General features: G+C 57.5%; 17 protein-coding genes, 1 pseudogene and 1 CRISPR repeat array (1 of these 19 running past the window's edge). Of the genes and pseudogenes, 11 read left to right on the top strand and 7 right to left on the bottom strand.

Features of this window, described 5'->3' with window-relative positions; genetic code table 11:
* Positions 1–290: a CRISPR direct-repeat array (repeat unit 32 nt; unit sequence GTCGCACCTCACGTAGGTGCGTGGATTGAAAT); it begins 924 nt to the left of the window's first position.
* A gap of 35 nt (positions 291–325) precedes the next feature.
* From ABC336_RS23835 to ABC336_RS23850, 4 genes and pseudogenes are all read right to left on the bottom strand, one after another.
* Positions 326–685 (bottom strand): annotated as a pseudogene (locus ABC336_RS23835) (RNA polymerase sigma factor); the annotation flags it as partial.
* A gap of 119 nt (positions 686–804) precedes the next feature.
* The gene (locus ABC336_RS23840; RefSeq protein ID WP_413241023.1) at positions 805–1545 is read right to left on the bottom strand and encodes a hypothetical protein; all 741 of its coding nucleotides are present in this window, start codon (positions 1543–1545) and stop codon (positions 805–807) included.
* Entirely contained in the window at positions 1542–2432 is an 891-nt protein-coding gene (locus ABC336_RS23845) for an ATP-binding cassette domain-containing protein (protein ID WP_413241024.1), read from the bottom strand. The genes ABC336_RS23840 and ABC336_RS23845 overlap by 4 nt, the downstream gene beginning before the upstream one ends.
* Positions 2429–2806 (bottom strand): GntR family transcriptional regulator, encoded by a 378-nt coding sequence (locus ABC336_RS23850; RefSeq protein ID WP_413241025.1) that lies wholly within the window; start codon positions 2804–2806, stop codon positions 2429–2431. The genes ABC336_RS23845 and ABC336_RS23850 overlap by 4 nt, the downstream gene beginning before the upstream one ends.
* A 243-nt stretch (positions 2807–3049) precedes the next feature.
* Here ABC336_RS23850 and ABC336_RS23855 point away from each other — a divergent pair, with 243 nt between their 5' ends.
* Together ABC336_RS23855 and ABC336_RS23860 are read left to right on the top strand one after the other, a co-directional pair.
* Positions 3050–4537 (top strand): DEAD/DEAH box helicase, encoded by a 1488-nt coding sequence (locus ABC336_RS23855; protein WP_413241026.1) that lies wholly within the window; start codon positions 3050–3052, stop codon positions 4535–4537.
* A 386-nt stretch (positions 4538–4923) separates the two neighbouring features.
* Complete coding sequence (locus tag ABC336_RS23860) at positions 4924–5130, top strand: protein tyrosine phosphatase (RefSeq protein ID WP_413241027.1); 207 nt, start codon at positions 4924–4926, stop codon at positions 5128–5130.
* Between the two features lie 50 nt (positions 5131–5180).
* Here ABC336_RS23860 and ABC336_RS23865 read toward each other — a convergent pair whose 3' ends face one another.
* A complete protein-coding gene (locus ABC336_RS23865; RefSeq protein WP_413242589.1) occupies positions 5181–5831 on the bottom strand; it encodes a DUF6612 family protein in 651 nt (216 codons plus the stop codon).
* A 32-nt stretch (positions 5832–5863) separates the two neighbouring features.
* Complete coding sequence (locus ABC336_RS23870) at positions 5864–6106, bottom strand: hypothetical protein (RefSeq protein WP_413241028.1); 243 nt, start codon at positions 6104–6106, stop codon at positions 5864–5866.
* A gap of 148 nt (positions 6107–6254) precedes the next feature.
* On the opposite strand from ABC336_RS23870, the gene ABC336_RS23875 reads away from it, so the two are divergent.
* The 8 genes from ABC336_RS23875 to ABC336_RS23910 all read left to right on the top strand — a co-directional run bounded on the left by ABC336_RS23875 (position 6255) and on the right by ABC336_RS23910 (position 16964).
* The gene (locus ABC336_RS23875) at positions 6255–7808 is read left to right on the top strand and encodes a hypothetical protein (protein ID WP_413241029.1); all 1554 of its coding nucleotides are present in this window, start codon (positions 6255–6257) and stop codon (positions 7806–7808) included.
* Between the two features lie 708 nt (positions 7809–8516).
* Positions 8517–8945, top strand: coding sequence for a MarR family winged helix-turn-helix transcriptional regulator (locus ABC336_RS23880; protein ID WP_413241030.1), 429 nt, complete (start codon positions 8517–8519; stop codon positions 8943–8945).
* 5 nt (positions 8946–8950) lie between these two features.
* Positions 8951–10711: an ABC transporter ATP-binding protein gene (locus ABC336_RS23885; RefSeq protein WP_413241031.1), complete on the top strand. Its 1761-nt coding sequence runs from the start codon at positions 8951–8953 to the stop codon at positions 10709–10711.
* Positions 10686–12569: an ABC transporter ATP-binding protein gene (locus ABC336_RS23890; RefSeq protein ID WP_413241032.1), complete on the top strand. Its 1884-nt coding sequence runs from the start codon at positions 10686–10688 to the stop codon at positions 12567–12569. The genes ABC336_RS23885 and ABC336_RS23890 overlap by 26 nt, the downstream gene beginning before the upstream one ends.
* Before the next feature lie 197 nt (positions 12570–12766).
* A complete protein-coding gene (locus tag ABC336_RS23895; protein WP_413241033.1) occupies positions 12767–13978 on the top strand; it encodes a GTP-binding protein in 1212 nt (403 codons plus the stop codon).
* 58 nt (positions 13979–14036) lie between these two features.
* On the top strand, positions 14037–14186 hold the full coding sequence (gene rpmG, locus ABC336_RS23900) for a 50S ribosomal protein L33 (protein ID WP_413241034.1): 150 nt from the start codon (positions 14037–14039) through the stop codon (positions 14184–14186).
* A 304-nt stretch (positions 14187–14490) separates the two neighbouring features.
* The gene (locus ABC336_RS23905; protein WP_413241035.1) at positions 14491–16620 is read left to right on the top strand and encodes an ABC transporter transmembrane domain-containing protein; all 2130 of its coding nucleotides are present in this window, start codon (positions 14491–14493) and stop codon (positions 16618–16620) included.
* Between the two features lie 62 nt (positions 16621–16682).
* On the top strand, positions 16683–16964 hold the full coding sequence (locus tag ABC336_RS23910; protein ID WP_413241036.1) for a DUF2277 domain-containing protein: 282 nt from the start codon (positions 16683–16685) through the stop codon (positions 16962–16964).
* A gap of 227 nt (positions 16965–17191) precedes the next feature.
* Here the strand turns inward: ABC336_RS23910 and ABC336_RS23915 are convergent, their stop codons facing one another.
* Positions 17192–18385 carry an oxalate decarboxylase family bicupin gene (locus ABC336_RS23915; protein WP_413241037.1) on the bottom strand — a complete coding sequence of 398 codons (1194 nt, stop codon included), beginning with the start codon at positions 18383–18385 and terminating at the stop codon, positions 17192–17194.
* A 231-nt stretch (positions 18386–18616) separates the two neighbouring features.
* On the opposite strand from ABC336_RS23915, the gene ABC336_RS23920 reads away from it, so the two are divergent.
* Positions 18617–19633, top strand: coding sequence for a glycoside hydrolase family 130 protein (locus tag ABC336_RS23920; RefSeq protein WP_413241038.1), 1017 nt, complete (start codon positions 18617–18619; stop codon positions 19631–19633).
* Positions 19634–19845 lie beyond the last annotated feature (212 nt).

The raw sequence follows: 19845 nt of genomic DNA on the forward strand, positions 1-19845 counted from the left end.
CACGTAGGTGCGTGGATTGAAATCTCTACCTTAATTAGATAATCAATTAGCATGGGTGTCGCACCTCACGTAGGTGCGTGGATTGAAATGAGACAAAAAACAGTTTGGACTTGACCGCGCTGGGCGTCGCACCTCATGTAGGTGCGTGGATTGAAATGAGACAAAAAACAGTTTGGACTTGACCGCGCTGGGCGTCGCACCTCATGTAGGTGCGTGGATTGAAATGGTTTGCCGGATCTTGTCCGGTTGTCCTGATCGATCGCGCCTCATGTAGGTGCGTGGATTGAAATCTTCGCATTACCGGCAGCCGCATGATCTGCTCCCAGATGGAATCGGCATATGCTTCGTCAAGGTATTGCTGCTCTGCTGAGGGGGATAACGCCTTTTGATGGGCGTTGATTCGATCCGTTAACGTAATTTTGCGAAAAAATGCCTGTCGTTTGTAATTTATCGCTGTGTTGCGCGTAATCCTGAGCAGCCAGTGCTTAACCGGACTCGATCCACGGTACGATGCAATGGATTGATACGCTTTGACGAATACATCCTGGGAGATATCGTCGGCATGGTGAATGTTGCGCACAAGGAAATAAGCGTAGTTCCACACGTCTTCCCCATAGTCCTCCATGAACTCCCGGAATGACGATGCGTCAAACTGATCCATGTACTTCAGATGCTCATGCTCCATTGCCTCACCTCTCTCTATAAAGACAGCTCAACACATACAAAGGTTCCCCACCCACCAAAAAACCTCCTTCGCCGGCTGCACCGGTGAAAGGAGGCGTCTTCTAAAGATTACACTCAGCGTTACTTGATCTTCACTCGTACACGCTTGGTCATCAGCCGCATGATCGCCAGCAGGATAGCCGAGACGAGAGCCAGGATGGGTAAACTGACAGCTAAGGACATACCGCTGCTAACGGCGAGCCAATCGAACCGCTCAGTGATGACTAAGGGCATATCGACACTAGGGCTGATGAGAAAACTGACGCCGATGAGCAGCATAACAGCACCGGCTATGGACACTAGCCCAGGCAAGACGCCAAAGCGATAGAACGTGCCATTGATGATCCAGCCCAGCAGGAAGAACAAGTACAACTGAAGGAGGAACATCGGCAATACAGCCACCGTCGATCCTTCGTAACCCATTACCGGCATCCATTCGGCGTTCGTCATCAAGGGGGAGATGATGAGATGCAAGACTCCTCCGGCTGCTGTCACAACCATTGCGATAACCAGCGACGATACAGCTGCACCGGTAAAGTATGCCTTGCGTGTAATGCCTTGCTTGACGTAAAAAGTCAGAAATCCGGAAACGGACATCAGGCCGAGCACCAGCATAAATATACTGCCCGGTTGGATCGTAAAGTCCAAGAATGAGCGGTTCATAATCGAATCGTCTCTCAGGTTGAGAAAGGACAATTCGCTGGCGAAGAAGCGCAGACCAAAAAAGAAAACCAATACGCCGCCGAACAGATAGGCCGTCCACGTCAGCTGCCACTGCGTCATATCCTTGATGACTTTGCTTGTAGGATTCGTCTGATTCATGAAGCCTCCTCCTCTCCGTCTCCCGTAAGATGAATGAACAAGTCCTGCAGCGAGACACGTCCGATCTCCAGGCCATCCGACTGTGCGCGCAGCAATTGTTCCTCGGAGAGCTCGCCGTATACCATGACGGATTTGGTCCCGCCCAGCTGCTGCGAGCTGAGCTGACGCAGCGGCCTCGCGAAGGCATCCACCGCCTCCGCAGGTCCGGTGATCGAAACACCGCGTTCCAGCAACTGGTCGATCGGCTCATGCAGCAGCACCTGGCCTTGATGGATGATCACGACCTCCTCGAACAGATAATCCATCTCGGACACGAGATGCGTGGACAAGATGATCGTCCGCGGATGACGCTCATAATCGGCCAGCACCTCCTGATAGAAAACTTCGCGCGCCGGCGCATCCATGCCGACATACGTCTCGTCGAAGATCGTCACCGGAGCCCGCGCCGCGAGCGCCAGCACGGCGTTCAAGGCCGACTGCTTGCCGGTGGACAGTTTGCTCGGATAGGCATCCAGCGGCAGCTTGAACCGCTTGGCGAGCTGCTCGGCGTATGCCATATCGAAGCGGGGACGGTAGCGGGCGGCGGACGCCAGCAGTCCCTTGACCTTCTCGGTCTCGCCCGAATAATCCGTCTGATGTGCAAATACGACCTGGGTCATGACGCGGCTGTTCTCGAACGGAGCTTCGCCGTCAATCGTCAGACTGCCCGCATCGGGCTCGGTATAAGAGGCCAGCAGGGAGAGCAGGGTAGATTTGCCTGCCCCATTCCGTCCGATCAGCCCATAGATCCTCGGATGGGGCATCTCGAGCGAGACATTGCTCAGCGCGGTATTACTCCGGTCATAACGGTAGCTTACATTGATCATACTAATGTGATGAGCGCTCATGAAGATTCACTTCCTTTCGTTCGTTCGACGATCTGTGTAAGTTCCGACGGGGTGATGCCCAGATTGCGCGCTTCATCCAGCATGGGCCGTACAAAATGCTCCACAAATTTTTCTTTGCGCTGCTCCAGCAGGCGCTCCCGTGCGTCCTCGGCTACGAACATGCCCACACCCCGCTTCTTATAAATAATCCCTTCATCTACGAGCAGATTCATGCCCTTGGCGACGGTCAGGTGGTTGATCTTGTAGAAGCTGACCAGCTGCGTTGTAGAAGGGATCTGTTCATGCGCTTTCAGTTGCTCGCTGACAATCTGATTCTCGATGCGTTCTTTGATTTGTATGAAAATCGGTTTGCTGTCGTCGAAGCTCTGGCTCATCTGGACATCACCTCCCAACATCAATTCGTGTTATGGTTATATAGTCATGTATATAACTATAAGGGTGATGGATGACTATTGTCAAGGCAGTTGTGCCTAAATTACCAGATCGGCAAGCGTAAAAGCCTGGACTGTGTTATGATACGAGGAGTGCGTGGCAGAACGAATAAACTTATATGTGTTCAATAAGATATACTGCATGATTGAAAGCAGCTTTTTGAACGACTTTTCAAAGGAGACCCTATGACATTTGAACAATTGCAACTGATTGCGCCGATTCTTAAAGCGCTCAATGAAGAAGAATATACACAGCCGACTCCAATCCAGGAGCAGGCGATTCCTGCCGTATTGGCGGGAAGAGATGTATTTGGCTGTGCTCAGACCGGCACCGGCAAGACGGCGGCGTTCTCGCTGCCGATCGTCCAGCGGCTGCATGAGCAGCGTGGCAAGGGCGGCGGGCGCAAGCAGATCCTGTCGCTGATCCTGACACCAACCCGCGAGCTGGCGCTGCAGATCAAAGAGAATATCGACGCCTACAGCCGCTACACAGCGATCCGCTGCGCGGCCATCGTCGGCGGCGTGTCGCAGCGCGGCCAGGAGCTGGAGCTCCAGCGCGGCGTCGACATCCTGATCGCTACGCCGGGCCGGCTGATCGATCTGCTCAACCAGAAGCTGGTCGACCTCCGCCATGTCCGTATCCTGGTATTGGATGAGGCAGACCGGATGCTGGATATGGGCTTCATCAACGATGTCAAGAAGATCATCGCGGCGATGCCGAAGGAGCGGCAGACGCTGTTCTTCTCCGCGACGATGCCGCCGGAGATCACGCGACTGGTCAACAGCTTGCTCAAGGATTTTGTAAAGGTAGAGATCACGCCGGTTTCTTCGACCGTCGACCGCATCGAACAATCACTCTATAAGGTAGACAAGGCAAACAAGCAGAAGCTCTTGGATGAGCTAATGCAGGATAAGTCGATCATCTCGGCGCTCGTCTTTACCCGCACCAAGCACGGAGCGGACCGGGTAGCACGGATGCTGAACCGCGCAGGCGTGACGGCTCAGGCGATCCATGGCAACAAGTCGCAGAACGCAAGACAGAATGCGCTTAACAACTTCAAGAACGGTACCACACGTGCCCTTGTGGCGACCGACATCGCCGCTCGCGGCATCGACATCGAGGAGCTCTCGCATGTCATCAACTTCAACCTGCCCAACATCCCCGAGACCTATGTGCATCGGATCGGCCGGACAGGCCGGGCGGGGATGAGCGGTGTGGCGATCTCATTCTGCGAATTCGAAGAGCTGCCTTACCTGAAGGATATCCAGAAGGTCATCCGCAAGACGATCCCTGAGGTAACGGATCATCCTTATCCGATGCAGATCACTTCGGCTGCGCAGCACGAGGCGAGTAAAGCAGAGGCGGCTGAGGGACAACAGCAACGACAGCCGCGCAAGCGCGATGACGGCTCGAGCCGCAACCGGCGCCCCGGAGAGCGGGGCGGCAGCCGCGAAGCGGGAGCGGCGGCATCCATCAGCGGTTCGGCGCAGCAGAACGGCGGCGGCCAGCGTCGCGGTCGCGGTGGAGCCGGACAGGGCAGCGGCGGGTCTGGTGGAGGCGGCCGAGGCGGTGCGCAGGCGGCGGGCACTGGCCGCGGTGGTCAGGGCGGCCAAGGCGGGCAGCGGCAGGGCCGACGCCCTGGCGGCCCTCGCCGGTCAGGCGCGGAGGCGTAGAACGCATAGCAACGGGGCACGGGCATTGCTCGTGCTCCGTTTTGCGTGAATAGTGGCCTTGGGGAGCGGCCTGCGGTAGGTCGGCAAGCTGAAGTGTCAAAGCTGTAATGCTAAAAATTAGCACTGTAGAGTGAGAAGTGGCGATTCGTCGAGCAGCAGAACTAGAAATTAGCACTACAGAGTGAGCAGCGGCTTCTCGGCAAGGTGTAACGCTAGAAATTAGCACTGCAAAGCGATATACAGCGATTCGGCGAGCTGTAGGACTATAATTGGTTTACAGTGTGTCCCCGCTCGCTCAGTAAGCAGACTGCTGCCAAAGGAGCGCTACCCATCAAGGTCTGCTCGGCAAGCACAGAGCAGGGGCGCGCATCAAGGTGTCGGAAGGCATGATCGGCTGGGCGGATCTCATCTTTGTCATGGAAACCAAGCATCGGCGGCGGTTGGAACAGAAATACCCGCAAGCGATCGCGGGTAAACGTATGATTCGATTAGATATGCCGGATGAGTACAAGTACATGGATGAGGAACGGATTGAACTGCTGAAGGCGAGAGTGGCGGAGGTTATCGACGTGCCGGAAAACTCCCTTTCCTAACAAACACCCGACCAAGTGTCACTGACGCGGATCGGGTGTTATTTTGCGAATTAATGAATCGCATCCAGAGGTGCGCCGGTGACCTCTTGGGTTGTATCCAAAGCTTCCTCCGGGATAACGATAGGCTCCACTGGATCGTAGGTGATCAAGAGGCTCTCCACGACATCAAACAAATAAGTGCCTTCATCCCCGCTGACCGTGTAGGAAGAGTCCATCTCTATGCGTACGGGCAGATGATCCGTCTTTCTGACTTCATACGTGATCTTCATACGGTCCGGCCTTCCCCCACCCGTATGGATAACGCCATACTCTGGGTCAGATAGTAACAGATCGTTTCTCCCTTTCACTTCGTCTCCTTCAAGATCCAGGGTTAGCGCATAATGTTCTTCTTCCTCCCTTACTTCCATCTCTTGTGCGTTGTCCCTGAACCGATGCAGTTGCACTAGCGGGCCGGATTGGGACTCCATAGATAGCAGCATATGGTCCCGCATCCCGTCCATGTGCTTGACCCATTCTCCAGACCCGTTCATGAACGTACCCTCTGCGGTGATATACACAACGTTTTCCCATAAGGCACCAGATATCAGATTTTCGTTTTCATTGACCTGATGGATGGCTGCCGGCTCCCTGGTGAAGATCGTTTGACTGGTAATCCGGTTCTTTTCGGTCCGCTCCGGCTCGCCATCCTTGGAAGTGGTAATTGTTCAAATACCAGAAAGTATATGTTTCTCATCTACTTGGCTTGTATTTCTCCGACAAAGCTCTCCGCACGTCCTGGAAGGACGACGGAGTCGTTTTTGCTTGGCTCGGCAACATTTGTAGAAGAGTAGCCCTGAACAGCCATGCTAGCATCTGTAATCCGGGAGATCAGCTCCTGCCGGTTCTCCTCAGGCATCTCGATTACGGCGTTATCACTGCAGGCAAGCAGGAGGATCAAGGGTAAGAGAGTGACGGCGCGCAGCGGCCAATGTTTCATTCTGATAAGCTCCTTCCATTTGATGCATACTTAATTATGCCATAAATGCCCTTTGCCTTCCAATTGCTTGATCCGGCAGCGATGCGGGTAACTACAAAGAACTAAGCAATCTGGGCATAAAGCGACAGAGGATAGGAGGCGGATGAGGATGAAGCAGACGCGTTCTCCACACGGTTCTGAAACAATCGACACCGATATAGACTGGGCGGAGTGGCTTACATCAGACATGCCGGCGCCGAAGGAAGCTATGCAACGGCAGGAGCTGGCGGAACGGAGGCAGGATCTGGAGGAGCTGGCATGGCTGTTGACGGGGGCCTGGAGCAGACTGGCTCTGTTCAACGAGACGTACCCGGACGAGCGGTTCGAGCAGGAGCTCGGCAGCGTCTTCCGGAGGCAGGCCGAGGAGCTGGGGCGGAGACTGGAGGGCTGCGCCGCCGATCTGAAGGGCTGTGATTTTGACAGCTACCTGGCGCTCAAGTACGACATCCGGATGCTCCTCAAGCAGCTGGGGGCTGTGATCGAAGGGAGTGACTGGCAGTCGCCTTGCAAACGGCTGGGCGGGGGAGCGCAAGCTGCGGCCGAGCTGGGTTACGCCCAGAAGGAAGAGAACACGTATGAGCGCAGCTACGGGAGCGATGCGGTCAAATCGTATGAGCAGCTGGCCTTGAAGGCGTGGTACGGTATCGAGGGTTCGCTCGGCAGGACCAGCCTCGGATATCTGACGACCTCCGGGATGAAGGCGCTGGAGCTGGCGTTGTTCGCTTGCCGGGGGGCGGTGGTTCAGTCGCTTCCATTTTACTTCCAGGAAGGTTTTTACGGGGAAGGTGCGGATCTGGCCAAGCTGATCATCAACGATGTGCAGGAGCTGACGCCGGAGGCCATCTATGCCCGGCTTGAGAGCGGGCAGCGGATCGGCGGGCTGTTGATCGATCCCGGAGTGAGCTGGCCCGCGAGACCGCCTGTCGATCTCGAGCGTCTGATGTCTCTGCTCAGCCGTCACACCCAATGCGACCCGCTGTATGTCATCGTCGACCGTACGCATACAAGTATCGCCAACCCGTTGTTCACCCGCTACGCGGAGAAGCTCCCGCCGCACATCGTTCTGGTGAGCATCGAGAGCGGGATCAAGTATCTGCAGTACGGTCTGGACCTGGCCAATAGCGGGTTTCTGGCAGCCACAGGCAGCCGCCTGGAGCAAGAGGGAGAGCGGCAGCGCTGGATAGATCTGCTGGCGCTGCTCGATGCCGGAGCGGCGCCGCTCACGGTCCGGCAGCTGCCGGAGCCTGACAGGGCGAGACTGGCGGCGCGGCTGGCCCGAGTCAATCGCAATGCCGGGCTGCTCCGCGGCTTCCTGGAGCATCAGCTCCGGCAGGGCAGGATCGTGGGGTATCAGAGCTCTGTTCCGCCTAGCGAAGCGTATATGCTAGAAGGCGATCCCTGGCGGGGAGCTGTCTGCTACATCCGCCTGGCGGACTGCGAGACGGAGGAGCAGGTGCAGCGGCGGATCGACGATTTCGTCGCAGCAGCGCCGGGCCGGAGCCACTTCGTCTCGGGCGGGAGCTTCGGCTTCGATACGTTCCGGATGAACGCAGTGAGCGACAAGGAGGGCAAGGCGGCGGCGCTCCGCATCTCCGTCGGCCGCGATCCGATCCTGCAGCTGCTGGGCAAGCTGCGTTACGTGGATCGCGAGTTGCTCGGTTAGATGGTTTTTACGCGTCCAGTAAGCGTTCATGATTCGACTAAACGGGACTACTTTCTGCTTCCTGAGACCGGTCAACGTGCAACCGTACCTATTCCCAATGTCCATGTGGACACAGCAGCGCCTATTTGCGACCAAACAAGGTATTATCCAAAGTAAGCGGACCGACGATCCGTTATTCGCCATGCAGCGGTGGTCAAACGGCCTTTCCGAGGCCGATAGCGGATCGTCTGTCCGCAGACAGCCTCAAATGAGCCCCTATGTTGGGATTAGCGCCTACTGTGTCCGCGTTCCCAGGTTTGCGTTCCCAGGTTTGCGTTCCCAGGATTGTGTTCCCAGGATTGTGTTCCCAAGATTGTGTTCCCCAAGCTTGCGCTCCCTAGAAAATTGGTGAAAAAGTGCCGGAAGTGGGGCGGAATTGTCCTGGAGAAGGGCGTATGCTTTCGAAGTCGCTTTCTTGCAGAAAGCGTTGAAGCGTTCGCCTGAAAGCTTTTCGCAGAAAAGCTAGCTTCAGAAGCATACACTGTCCCCGGGATTCAACCTAAACCACGCGAGAGCCCGCCTACACGGACCACGCTGGCCTGCCCTAACACGACGCCGCAGCCACATCAGACTGACTCCCCAAAAATCAGCACTCCTCCTACTTCTCAAATATTTAGGTTAGCTATATAATATAAATATTAAATCCACCCAATGTCAGGAGGCAAAGCCGTGCACAACGATTTGGAGCATTTCGTCGCGCATCTGCAGACGGTCAACCGTCATCTCCGGTCAGCCGTCTTCGACCGCGGCCAGCAGCCGATCACGCGGGTGCAATGGCTGCTCATGCGCCATCTGGACCGCAGCGGCGGCAGCACGATCGGTCAGCTGGCGGAACGTCTGGACGTGCGGGCGAGCACGATGTCGCAGATGCTGGACCGGCTGGAGAAGCAAGGGTTTCTGCTCCGCCAGCAGGATCCCGCCGATGCGCGGGTCAAGCTGATCCGGCTGACAGCCGAAGGGGAGCATATCATCCGGCAGACGGAGACCTATTGGCTGGAGTCGCTCGCGGAGCCGTTCAATAAGCTGGAGCCGCAGGAGCGGGAGCAGCTGGCCGGGCTGATGCGCCGGCTGGCCGAGCAGATCCAGGGAAGGGAGTAAAGCGCATGCCCTATGGCAAGTATATCCGCAAGTATTGGAAAGGCTTCACCCTGGCGGTCTTCTTCCTCATGGAGGCGGCAGCGGATCTGATGATGCCGACGCTGCTGGCGATGATCATCGACCGCGGCGTAGCCAATCGGGACATGGACGAGGTGCTGCGCCTGGGCGGCATCATGCTGCTGATCACGGCAGGCGGAGCCGTCGCGGCCAGCATGCGCAACATCCTGGCGGTGATCGTCTCCCAGCGCTTCGGCACCGAGCTGCGTTCGGACCTATTCCGCAAGATTCAATCGCTCTCCTTCCAGGAGATGAACCGGTTCGAGCGGGCTTCGCTGATCACGCGGATGACCAACGACATCACCATCGTCCAGAATTTTGTCGGCGGCTTGATGCGGATCTTCGTCAAGGCCCCGATGCTGGGCATCGGCGCACTGATCCTCGCCATCCGGCTCAACGCCGGACTTGCGGTCGTATTGGGTGTTGTCGTCCCCATCGTCGCCGTCCTGGTCATCATCAGCATGAAGATCGGCTTCAAGCGCTTCATGAAGGTCCAGCAGTCGCTTGACCGCATTAACAGCGCCGTCCGCGAGTATCTGGGCGGCGTCAGGGTGGTCAAAGCATTCAATCGTTATACGCATGAAGTAGAACGCTTTCACGAGACGAATGAAGAGCAGCGCCACGTCTCGGTGCAGGCCATGCTGACGATGGCGGTCTTCAATCCGCTGATTATGCTGACCGTCAATCTGGCGGTCGTAGCGATCCTGTGGATCGGCGGCACCTGGGTGAATAGCGGCTCCTCCTCCACTCAGGTGGGAGAGCTGGTCGCATTTATCAATTACATGACACAGATTCTGTTTGCCCTGATGATGGTGTCGATGGTGTTCAATATGTTCGTGCGGGCCCGTGCCGGTACGGCAAGGATCAACGAGGTGTTTGCTGGCGGGAATCATGCCGACCGGGAGCCGGGACGCGACCTGCCTGATCTGCAGCGCCTGTCGGGGCGCATCGACTTCGAGCAGGTGGCATTTGCTTATCCGGATACGAGCGGGCTGCCAGTGCTCCGCGGCGTCACCTTCACCGCTCTGCCTGGTCAGACGATCAGTCTGATCGGCTCGACCGGCTCGGGCAAGAGCACGCTGGCCCAGCTGGTCCCCCGCTTCTACGACACGGGCAGCGGCACAGTGCGGGTAGACGGCATCGATGTGACCCGGATCGATCCGGGTGCACTGCGCGAGCAGATCGCCATCGTCCCGCAGAAGACGATGCTGTTCTCGGGCAGTATCCTGGACAATATCCGTTGGGGCCGGGAAGAGGCGACGCTGGCTGAGGTCGAGGCGGCGGCGCGTCTGGCTCAGGCGCATGACTTCATCTCGGCGCTGCCGGAAGGCTACGAATCGCGGCTCGGGCAGCGCGGAGTCAATCTGTCGGGGGGCCAGAAGCAGCGGATCGCGATCGCTCGGGCATTGATCCGCAAGCCCCGCATCCTGATCCTGGACGATTGTACGAGCGCCCTGGATACGACGACGGAGTCGCGGATCAAGGAAGGGCTGCGGCAGTATGCCCGCGATATGACCTGTCTTATGATCGCCCAGCGCATCACCTCCGTCATGGATGCCGATCTGATCGTCGTCCTCGATGTCGGCGAGGTGGTCGGCGCCGGTACGCATGAGAGTCTGATGGCCGAGTGTGCCGTGTATCAGGAGATCTATCAGTCACAGATCGGAAAGGAGCTGGAGGCTCATGTCCAAGGCGTCACGAACGGATAATCCGGCCGCCGGCGCGCCGCCGCCTCTGCAGCACCGCCCTGGCGGGTTTGGTGGCGGCGGTCCGGGGCGCGGGGCGCCAGCCGTCAAGCCCAAAGACTTCGGCCAGACGATGCGCAGGCTGTGGGGCGAGGTGAAGGGCGAGCGTCGCGGTCTCGGCGTGATCGCGGTATTCGTGCTCCTGCAAGCCGCCATTACGGTGCTCGGACCGCTCCTGATCGGACGGTCGATCGATGCGATCGGCATCGGCTACATGCAGCTGCTTTATGTGCTGATCGTCGCGCTGACTGCCGCTTATATCAGTGAAGGCGGATTTACGCTGATCCAGGGCTGGCTGCTGGCGGGACTGTCGCAGCGGATCGTCATGCGGCTGCGGCAATCGCTGTTCGCCAAGCTGCAGAGGCTGCCGCTCTCGTACTTCGATACCAGACCTCACGGCGAGGTGATGAGCCGTCTGACCAATGATATCGACAACGTCAGCACGACGATCTCCCAGTCGACGATCCAGCTCATGAGCGGCAGCATCGCCATCGTCGGCTCGCTGATCATGATGCTGGTGCTGAGTCCGCTGCTGACGCTGGCTGCGCTCATCACGGTGCCGCTCGTCTATCTGCTGGCCCGGACGATCACCAAACGGACCCGAGTCATGTTCAAGGACCAGCAAGCGCAGCTGGGCCGGCTGAACGGGCATATCGAGGAGACGATCAGCGGCCAGGAGGTGGTGAAGGCATTCAATCACGAGGAGCGCTCGATCCATGACTTCGAGACCGTCAACGGCAAGCTCTATCAGGCAGCCGTCAAGGCAGGCATCTGGTCAGGCTTCATGATGCCGCTGCTCAGCGTCATCAACAACATCGGCTTCGCCGCGATCGCCCTGACCGGCGGACTGCTGGCAGTAAACGGGACGATCTCTGTCGGGATCATCGCCAGCTTCATCGGCTATTCGCGGCAGTTCGTACGGCCGCTCAACGAGATCGCTCAGATCTACAATGTGCTGCAGGCCGGTGTGGCAGGCGCCGAGCGGGCTTTCGAGGTACTCGACGAGCCGGAGGAGACGGCCGACCGGCCGGGCGCCCTGCCGCTCCGGAAGCCGCGCGGCCACGTCGTCTTCGAAGAGGTCAGCTTCGGCTACCGCGAGGATGTGCCGATTATCCAGGGGGTCAGCTTCGAAGCGGCTCCCGGCAGCAGCACCGCGCTTGTCGGTCCGACAGGCGCCGGCAAGACGACGATGATCAATCTGCTGACCCGGTTCTATGACGTCACCGGGGGCCGCATTCTGCTCGACGGCACGGACCTCAGAGACTACGAGCGCGACCAGGTACGCAGCAGCTTTGGCATCGTGCTGCAGGATACGTACTTGTTCTCCGGCAGCATCAAGGACAATATCAAGTACGGCAAGCCGGAGGCGACCGACGAGGAAGTGGAGGCGGCAGCGCGGCTGGCCAATGCCGATCTGTTCATCCGGCGGCTCCAGGACGGGTATGAGACGAGGCTGACGGAGAACGGCGGCAATCTCAGCCAGGGCCAGCGCCAGCTGCTGGCCATCGCCCGCGTCATCCTCGCTGATCCGGCGATCCTTATCCTGGATGAGGCGACCAGCAGCATCGATACCCGGACCGAGCTGCATATCCAGGAAGCTCTGCTGACGGTGATGAAGGACCGGACGACCTTCATCATCGCGCATCGGCTCAGCACCATTCAGGGCGCCGACACGATCATCGTCCTCGAGGGCGGCAGCATCGCCGAACAGGGCAGCCACGAGGAGCTGCTGACCCGGCAAGGATATTACTATCAGATGGTGCATAATCAGTTTCGCAACTTGGAGCCTGTGTCCGGTGAAACGCTTCCGCAGTCTACTTGATTCTGCATACAAAAAGCCCGCTTCCCGAGGAGGCGGGCTTTCAGCTGTCGAGCGAATTTCATCCGGACCCCGGCTTGTCCTTCAGCACTTGCGCTCCAGGAGGCGTTCACGGAGAGAAAAAGCTAAACGGGTTGACAAATCAAATTGTAATAGTTATTATTACGATTAAATGAATGGGAACAGAGGTGCAGTTTGCAATGAATAAGAAAATACCGGTGACCGTCCTGAGCGGCTATCTGGGCGCAGGCAAGACGACGATCCTCAACCATGTGTTGAACAACAGGGAAGGGTTGAGGGTGGCGGTTATTGTCAATGATCTCAGCGAGGTGAATATCGATGCCGAGCTGATCGCTGGCGGCGGCGGACTGTCGAGGACGGAGGAGAAGCTGGTAGAGATGTCCAATGGCTGCATCTGCTGCACGCTCCGTGAGGATCTGTTGCGCGAGGTCGAGCGGCTGGCGCTGGATGGCCGGTTCGACTACATCCTGATCGAGTCCACGGGCGTAGGCGAGCCGGTTCCGGTCGCTCAGACCTTCTCTTATATCGACGAAACACAAGGCATTGATCTGACGCAATTTTGCAGATTGGACTGTATGGTGACTGTCGTCGACGCTTACCGGTTCTGGCATGATTATGCTTCCGGCGAATCGCTGATGGACCGCAAGCAAGCTGTGGGCGAGGATGACACCCGTGAAGTCGTCGACCTGCTGATCGACCAGATCGAATTCTGCGATGTGCTCGTACTGAATAAGTGCGACCTTGTCGGCGAGCAGGAGCTGGACAATCTGGAGACAGTGCTGCGGACACTGCAGCCTCGGGCCCGGTTCATCCGGAGCTCTTATGGCCGCATCTCGCCATCCGAGATTCTGAGCACCGGCTTGTTTGATTTCGATGAAGCGAGCCGATCGGCTGGCTGGATCCGGGAGATGGAGAGCGGGCACCATACACCGGAGACGGAGGAATACGGGATCAACTCGTTCGTGTATGAGCGGCAGCGGCCATTCCATCCGGAGCGGCTGATGGCATGGATGAGCGATTGGCCGGAGGATGTGGTGCGCGCCAAAGGCATCGTCTGGCTGGCCACTCGTCCCCGGATGGCACAGAGTCTGAGCCAGGCCGGGCCGTCGATCCAGTTTGGTCCGGCCGGTATGTGGGTGGCCGAACTGCCGGAGGACGAACGGCAGGAGCTGCTGCAGGACAATCCGGAGCTGGCTGAGGATTGGGATGAAACCTACGGCGACCGGACGAACAAGCTGGTGCTGATCGGGCTTGATCTCGATCGGCAGGAGCTGACCGCCGAGTTGGATCGCTGCCTATTGACGGATGAGGAGTTGGCGTTAGATAGCAGCTCCTTTGCCGATCCTTTCCCAAACCAGACGGAAGTGCAGCTGGAAGAACAATTGATTTGACCGAGTCTGCTGCTTGCAAAGTGATTTTTCCTTTGACAAACTTACAGGAGGTTCTGCAATGAGAGTAACGATTACACTGGCCTGCACGGAGTGCGGCGACCGCAACTATACGACGACCAAAAACAAACGCAATCACCCGGAGCGGATCGAGCTGAGAAAATACTCGCCCCGCTTGAAGAAGGTTACGCTGCACCGCGAAACACGTTAGTTGGAGACGGCGCATGTCCAATTGGCAGCTCGCGCTGCGGTACAGCAACAGCTGCCAATTGAAACGGCATCGCTCAATTTGCAAGGCTAGAGAACGGACGATACGCTATTATTGCATAATGGGGCCAGATTCGGCACTCCCAAGCAAATAGCGGATCGTCTGTTCGTTTAATCACCCCCCAAAAACTTATTGGATTAGCATCTGCTGATTCTCGCTAACGCCGCGATTCGTCTATTTACACGCCCCCCAAACTGAGATAATCTATGTGTATAGGAAGGCGTTGATACGGGTGGGGTTTTGGCGGGTGATCCGGCGTTATATGCTGCCGCACAAATGGATGTGCGGTTTTTTTGTCTTAGCGATATTGGTAGAGGCGGGTTATGCTGTAGCTGCTCCGCTCAGTTTGAAGTTTCTGGTTGACCAAGCGTTCGAGCCACGGGACCTGCAGATGTTCTGGACCATCCTGCTCGTCCTGCTGGCCGGGGGCTTGCTGAGTCTTGGGGCGGGGGCACTGGGAGAATATACGCTGGGCCATGTAAGCGGGAGGGCGGTCCGTTCGATGCGGGACGAGTTGTTCGCCCATATCCAAAAACAATCGCTGCCCTTCTACTCCAAGTACCGTGTAGGCGATCTGGTGACCCGGTTTTCCGCTGATATGGGGTCCATTGAGCGTGTTATCCGCGGGACGGCGCCGATGCTTCTCTCTCAATCACTCAGTGTACTGCTTGGCTTGTCATTATTGTTCATGCTGGAGTGGCGATTGACGCTGCTTATGCTGGCTGGCTCGACGCTGATGTTCATCCTGCCGAGACTGGTGCAGCGACGCGCTGAGGAAGCAAATTCGACCTACAAGGAAGCGCAGGAGCGGTTCTCCAACACGATCGACGAGATGGTCAAGGGCCACAAGACGATCAAAGGTCTGCATCAGCAGCGCAGGTTCGGCTTGCTCGCTGGCTCCCAGATCAGCGATCTGTTCCGCTTTGGCCTGCGGCTGCATATGACGAGTTCGCTGATGGAGCGGCTGCCGGTGGCGGCGCTGCTGCTGCTGAACGGGATCATGATCGGTGTCGGCGGCTGGCTGATCTTTCAGGAGACGATCTCCGTTGGGGATTTTATTGCGTTCTTCACCCTGTTCATGACTGTCGGCCAATCCGGGTCCAGCCTCGCCTATCTGATCCCGGCGCTCATCGAATCCGGTGTCAGCATCCGGCGGATCGGCGAGGTGCTGCAGCATCAGCCGGACGTCCCCGAGCATCCGCAGGCGACTCAGGCGGGCATGACGTTCCGCACGCTCACGCTGGAGGGTGTCAGCTTCGGGTACACACCAGAGACTACCCAGCTGGAGGAGGTCAGCCTGCGTGTCGATGCCGGCAGCTATGTTGCCCTGGTCGGGCCTAGCGGCTCAGGCAAGAGCACGGCGCTGCAGCTGCTCTCCCGATTCTACGATCCCCGGCAGGGACAGGTGCTGCTGGACGGCGTGGATCTGAGACAGATCAGCGAGTCCGCCTTTCGCCGTCTGGCGGTCCTGGTCACGCAGGATACCTTTCTCTTCAATACGACGATCCGCGACAACCTGATGCTCGACCGGGAGGTGGAGGAAGCCGAGATGATCGCAGCTGCCAAGGCGGCGCGGGTTCACGATGCCATCATGCGGCGTCCGGAGGGGTATGATACGCTGGTGGAGCAGGAAGGAGGCTCTCTATCAGGCGGGGAGCGACAGCGGCTCGCGCTGGCCCGGGCGTTGCTGCGGAGACCGTCGCTGCTGCTGCTCGATGAGGTAACCTCGGCGCTCGACCCCGTATCCGAAGCGGATATCAACCGTCTGCTGGAGCAGATCCGCGGGGAGCACACGATCATTACGGTCACGCACCGTCTCGCCTCAGTGGTCAGAGCGGATATCATCCACGTCTTTTGCGAAGGAAGGATCGCCGAGTCGGGCACGCATGACGAATTGCTGCAGCGGAGAGGACTGTATGCCGAGCTGTGGGACAAGCAGCACGGCTTCCAGGTGTCGGCCGACGGCCGAAGCGCCCGGGTGGATGGCGAACGCTTGGCCCGGCTGCCTTTCTTCGCAGGGATCGACGCAGAGCTGCTGGTGGATGTGGCTGGTCAGTTCGAGAGCCAGACCTGTGCAGATGGCGAGTCTGTTGTCGTTGAAGGTGAGGAAGGCGATACCTTTTACATTATCGTACGTGGACGATTCGAGGTGCTCAAGCGGACAGGCGAAGGGGATAAACGGGTGGCAGTGCTGCAGGACGGCGATCATTTCGGCGAGATCGCGCTGCTGCGCGGGATCCCTCGGACGGCGACAGTTCGTGCGATGGGCCCGGCGACGCTCCTGTCGATGCGGCGTGAAACCTTCGATGGTCTGACGACCGCTCATCCCCAGCTGCGCTTGGCCCTGGAGCGTAGTCTGCAGGAGCGGATGTCATGATCGGTTGTCAGAAGAGTCCGGCAAGCCAGATCTACTCGTGAGATGAGAGGAGTGTGGCCGCTATGTGCCGCAATATCAAACCGTTGTTCAATTTCGAACCGCCCGCCACCGATGAAGAAGTGGAAGCCGCAGCCCTGCAGTTCGTCCGGAAGATCTCGGGCTTCACCAAACCGTCCAAAGCCAATGAAGCCGCCTTCGATGCTGCTGTGGAGGAAGTCTCGGCAGCCGCGCGCAAGCTGCTGGATGCGATGGTGACGCCAGCTGCTCCACGGGATAGAGAAGTGGAGGCGCAGCGGGCTCGCGAACGTTCGCTGAAGCGGTTCGGACCTACGGATCATACTTGATGCAGGCATGCTGCCAGCCATACGGACAATTTCACGAAAGACCGCTAGGGGCGGTCTTTTTTTTTTTTTTTGAAATACAAGGTATATGATTCTCCTATTTACTTGGGTTCTATTTCTCCGGAATGAAACCTGCGACGCTAAAAGTTTTGCGAAGCAAAACTAGCTTCGAAAGCATACGGCGATCGGCCCGCGAGAGGGCACAGCAGGCGTTCGGGCAGGACGTGTTTTTATGTAGCGTGGTATCCGAACCCCGGATACGTGACGACCGGCCACTTCACTTTGCGCAGCTGATCCAGCAGTTCGGGGCCGACATGCAGATTGCTTGCCACCAGCTCTGCGGGAGTTAGTGCCAGCCACTGATTCAGCGAGACGTCCTGGAACCGGCCGCTCTTGAACATCTCCAGAAACCACAAGGTCCCAGTGCCAGTGTTCTGGATATAGTGACCCTGGGCAAACGGTACGTAGCCGACATCGCCGGCACGGTAATCGAACGTCCGGGCCGAGCCGTCGCCGGCAAACACGGTCATCCGGCCATGGCCCGTCAGATAATACTGCCACTCGTCATTATTGGGATGCCAGTGCAGCTCCCGCATCGCCCCCGGCTCGATCTCCACCAGCGCGGCTGCGATCGTCTTCGAGACAGGAAAATTGGTCGAATCGACGATCCGCACGCTGCCGCCGGGTGTGCGCAAGGGGGGCTGGGCCAATAAACGGTGCGTGAAGCTCTGCGGAACCGTGCCATAGGGCGACTCTACGCGCTGACTGTCGATCGGGCCGGGCACGCGGTCCTGATAGATGTAGACCTGCTCGCTGGGAATGTCGCGGAAGGCTTCCTCTGGTACGCCAAAATTGGCGGAGAGCACTTCCTTGGGCGTATGCGCGAACCAATCCGACAGGGACAACGTGTTTAGATCAGAGAAGCTGCCGTCATCAAAGACAAGCAGGAACTCGCAGCCTTCCTCAAGACCCTGGATGGAGTGGGGGATGCCCGGAGGGAAGTACCACAGATCGCCTGGTCCGACATCAGCGATAAAATTGCGGCCGAGCTGATCGACGGCGGTAATCCGGGCACGGCCAAGCAGCATATAGGCCCACTCAGCCTGCTGATGCCAGTGCAGCTCGCGGACACCGCCAGGGGTCAGACTCATATTGACGCCTGCCAGCGTCGTCGCGATGGGCAGCTCCCGCACGGTGATCTCTCTCGACCAGCCGCCATGATTGAGCTGCATGTGCGTATCCGAGAATGAGTAGCGGAGATTGGGTACCAGGCCGGCGTCAGTTGCAGGCGGGACCAGCATATCCGGATTTTGCCGGTCGCGCATCACATCCCGGGGGCCCCGGTCGATGCCGCCAGCGCCATCGCTGCGGATCGGCTGGGGGATGGCGGCTGACTCGTGCTGTCCGCGCTTGGGTTGATCCATCGGTTGTACACCTCGCTTCTCACAAGTTAGCTTGCGCTTTGCCCCATACATATGATACTTTTCCTCGCACTATGCCGTGTTAACTGCTCAAGCATCTGTGCCTAAACGGTATTCTGTCGGACGTTTTCGAAAGATTGTGGGATAGAATGCACCGGGATGGTTCTTTATACTTAAGTTATCAGAGGTTGAAGCACGCAAACATACTACTTTTCAGCCACAACAGGAGGGCTTATGCAGATTACAAGACATCCCCAGAATCCGATCGTTGTGCCCGGTCTTTACGAATGGCGCAAGGCTACCGTATTTAACCCGGCAGTAATCATCGAAGACGGCAAATTCTATATGATCGAACGGACAGCAGGCTCGCTGACGCCCTGCAAGAACTATCTTGGCCTGCTGGTTAGCGAGGACGGCGTGAACTTTACGCATGTGACCGACAAGCCTGTCCTGACCCCGGACGAGTTGGGCTTCCCTTACGGCAGCGTGCAGGACCCGCGTGTTGTCAAGATCGACGATACGTTCTATATGAACTACGCGCTGCGCCCTTGCGCAATGAATTACTATCCGACAGGCACAGGCATTCCTGAACGTTCGTTTCCGACTTACCCGGACGGCTGGGGCGAAGAGGAAGGCCACTGGCTGACCCGCTCGAGTATCGCTACCTCCAAGGATCTGATCCATTGGGAGTTCCTTTGCGACACGACGCCGCTTGAGATCAATGACCGCGACAACATTCTATTCCCGGAGAAGATCAATGGCAAGTTCGTATTGCTGCGCCGTCCGGAAGAGTATGTAGGCGAGGCGTATGGTACAGAAAAAGCGGCGATGTGGATTACTTACTCCGATGACCTGATCAACTGGGAAGAGCCCAAGCTGCTGGCCAAAGCAGGCAGCGGCGACTGGGAGCAGAAGAAAATCGGCGGTTCGACACCACCGATCAAAACAGATAAAGGCTGGCTTGTGCTGTATCACGGCGTCGATTATGACACCGTCTATCGCGTAGGCGCGCTGCTGCTTGACCTGGAGAACCCGGAAAAAATTATCGCCCGCACAGCTAATTATTTTATGGAGCCAGAGACATACTATGAGAAATTCGGCTTCCAGCTTCCAAATGTCATCTTCCCGACAGGGAACGTGGTCAAGGATGGACTGCTTTACATCTATTACGGAGTGACGGATACAGCGATTGCTCTGGCCACGGTTCCACTCGACGAACTAGTCGAATACATCCTGGATCCAACGACCTAGAATATGCATCTCGGGAAACGGGCCGCAGTGCCCGAATCCCGGGATGAAGTATGTAACCGTTTGCAAAATAGGGTTTCGTAACTACTATTTTCCATTACTTTAAACCCAATGTCAGCTTTTATTTACCTGTTATCTAAAAAATAAAGGATATAATCATAGAATTCAGGTATATAGCTCTGCATAAATGTCCGGTATACTTTGGATATAACATT

Source organism: Paenibacillus jepli (assembly GCF_047238105.1).
Lineage (GTDB): Bacteria > Bacillota > Bacilli > Paenibacillales > Paenibacillaceae > Paenibacillus_D.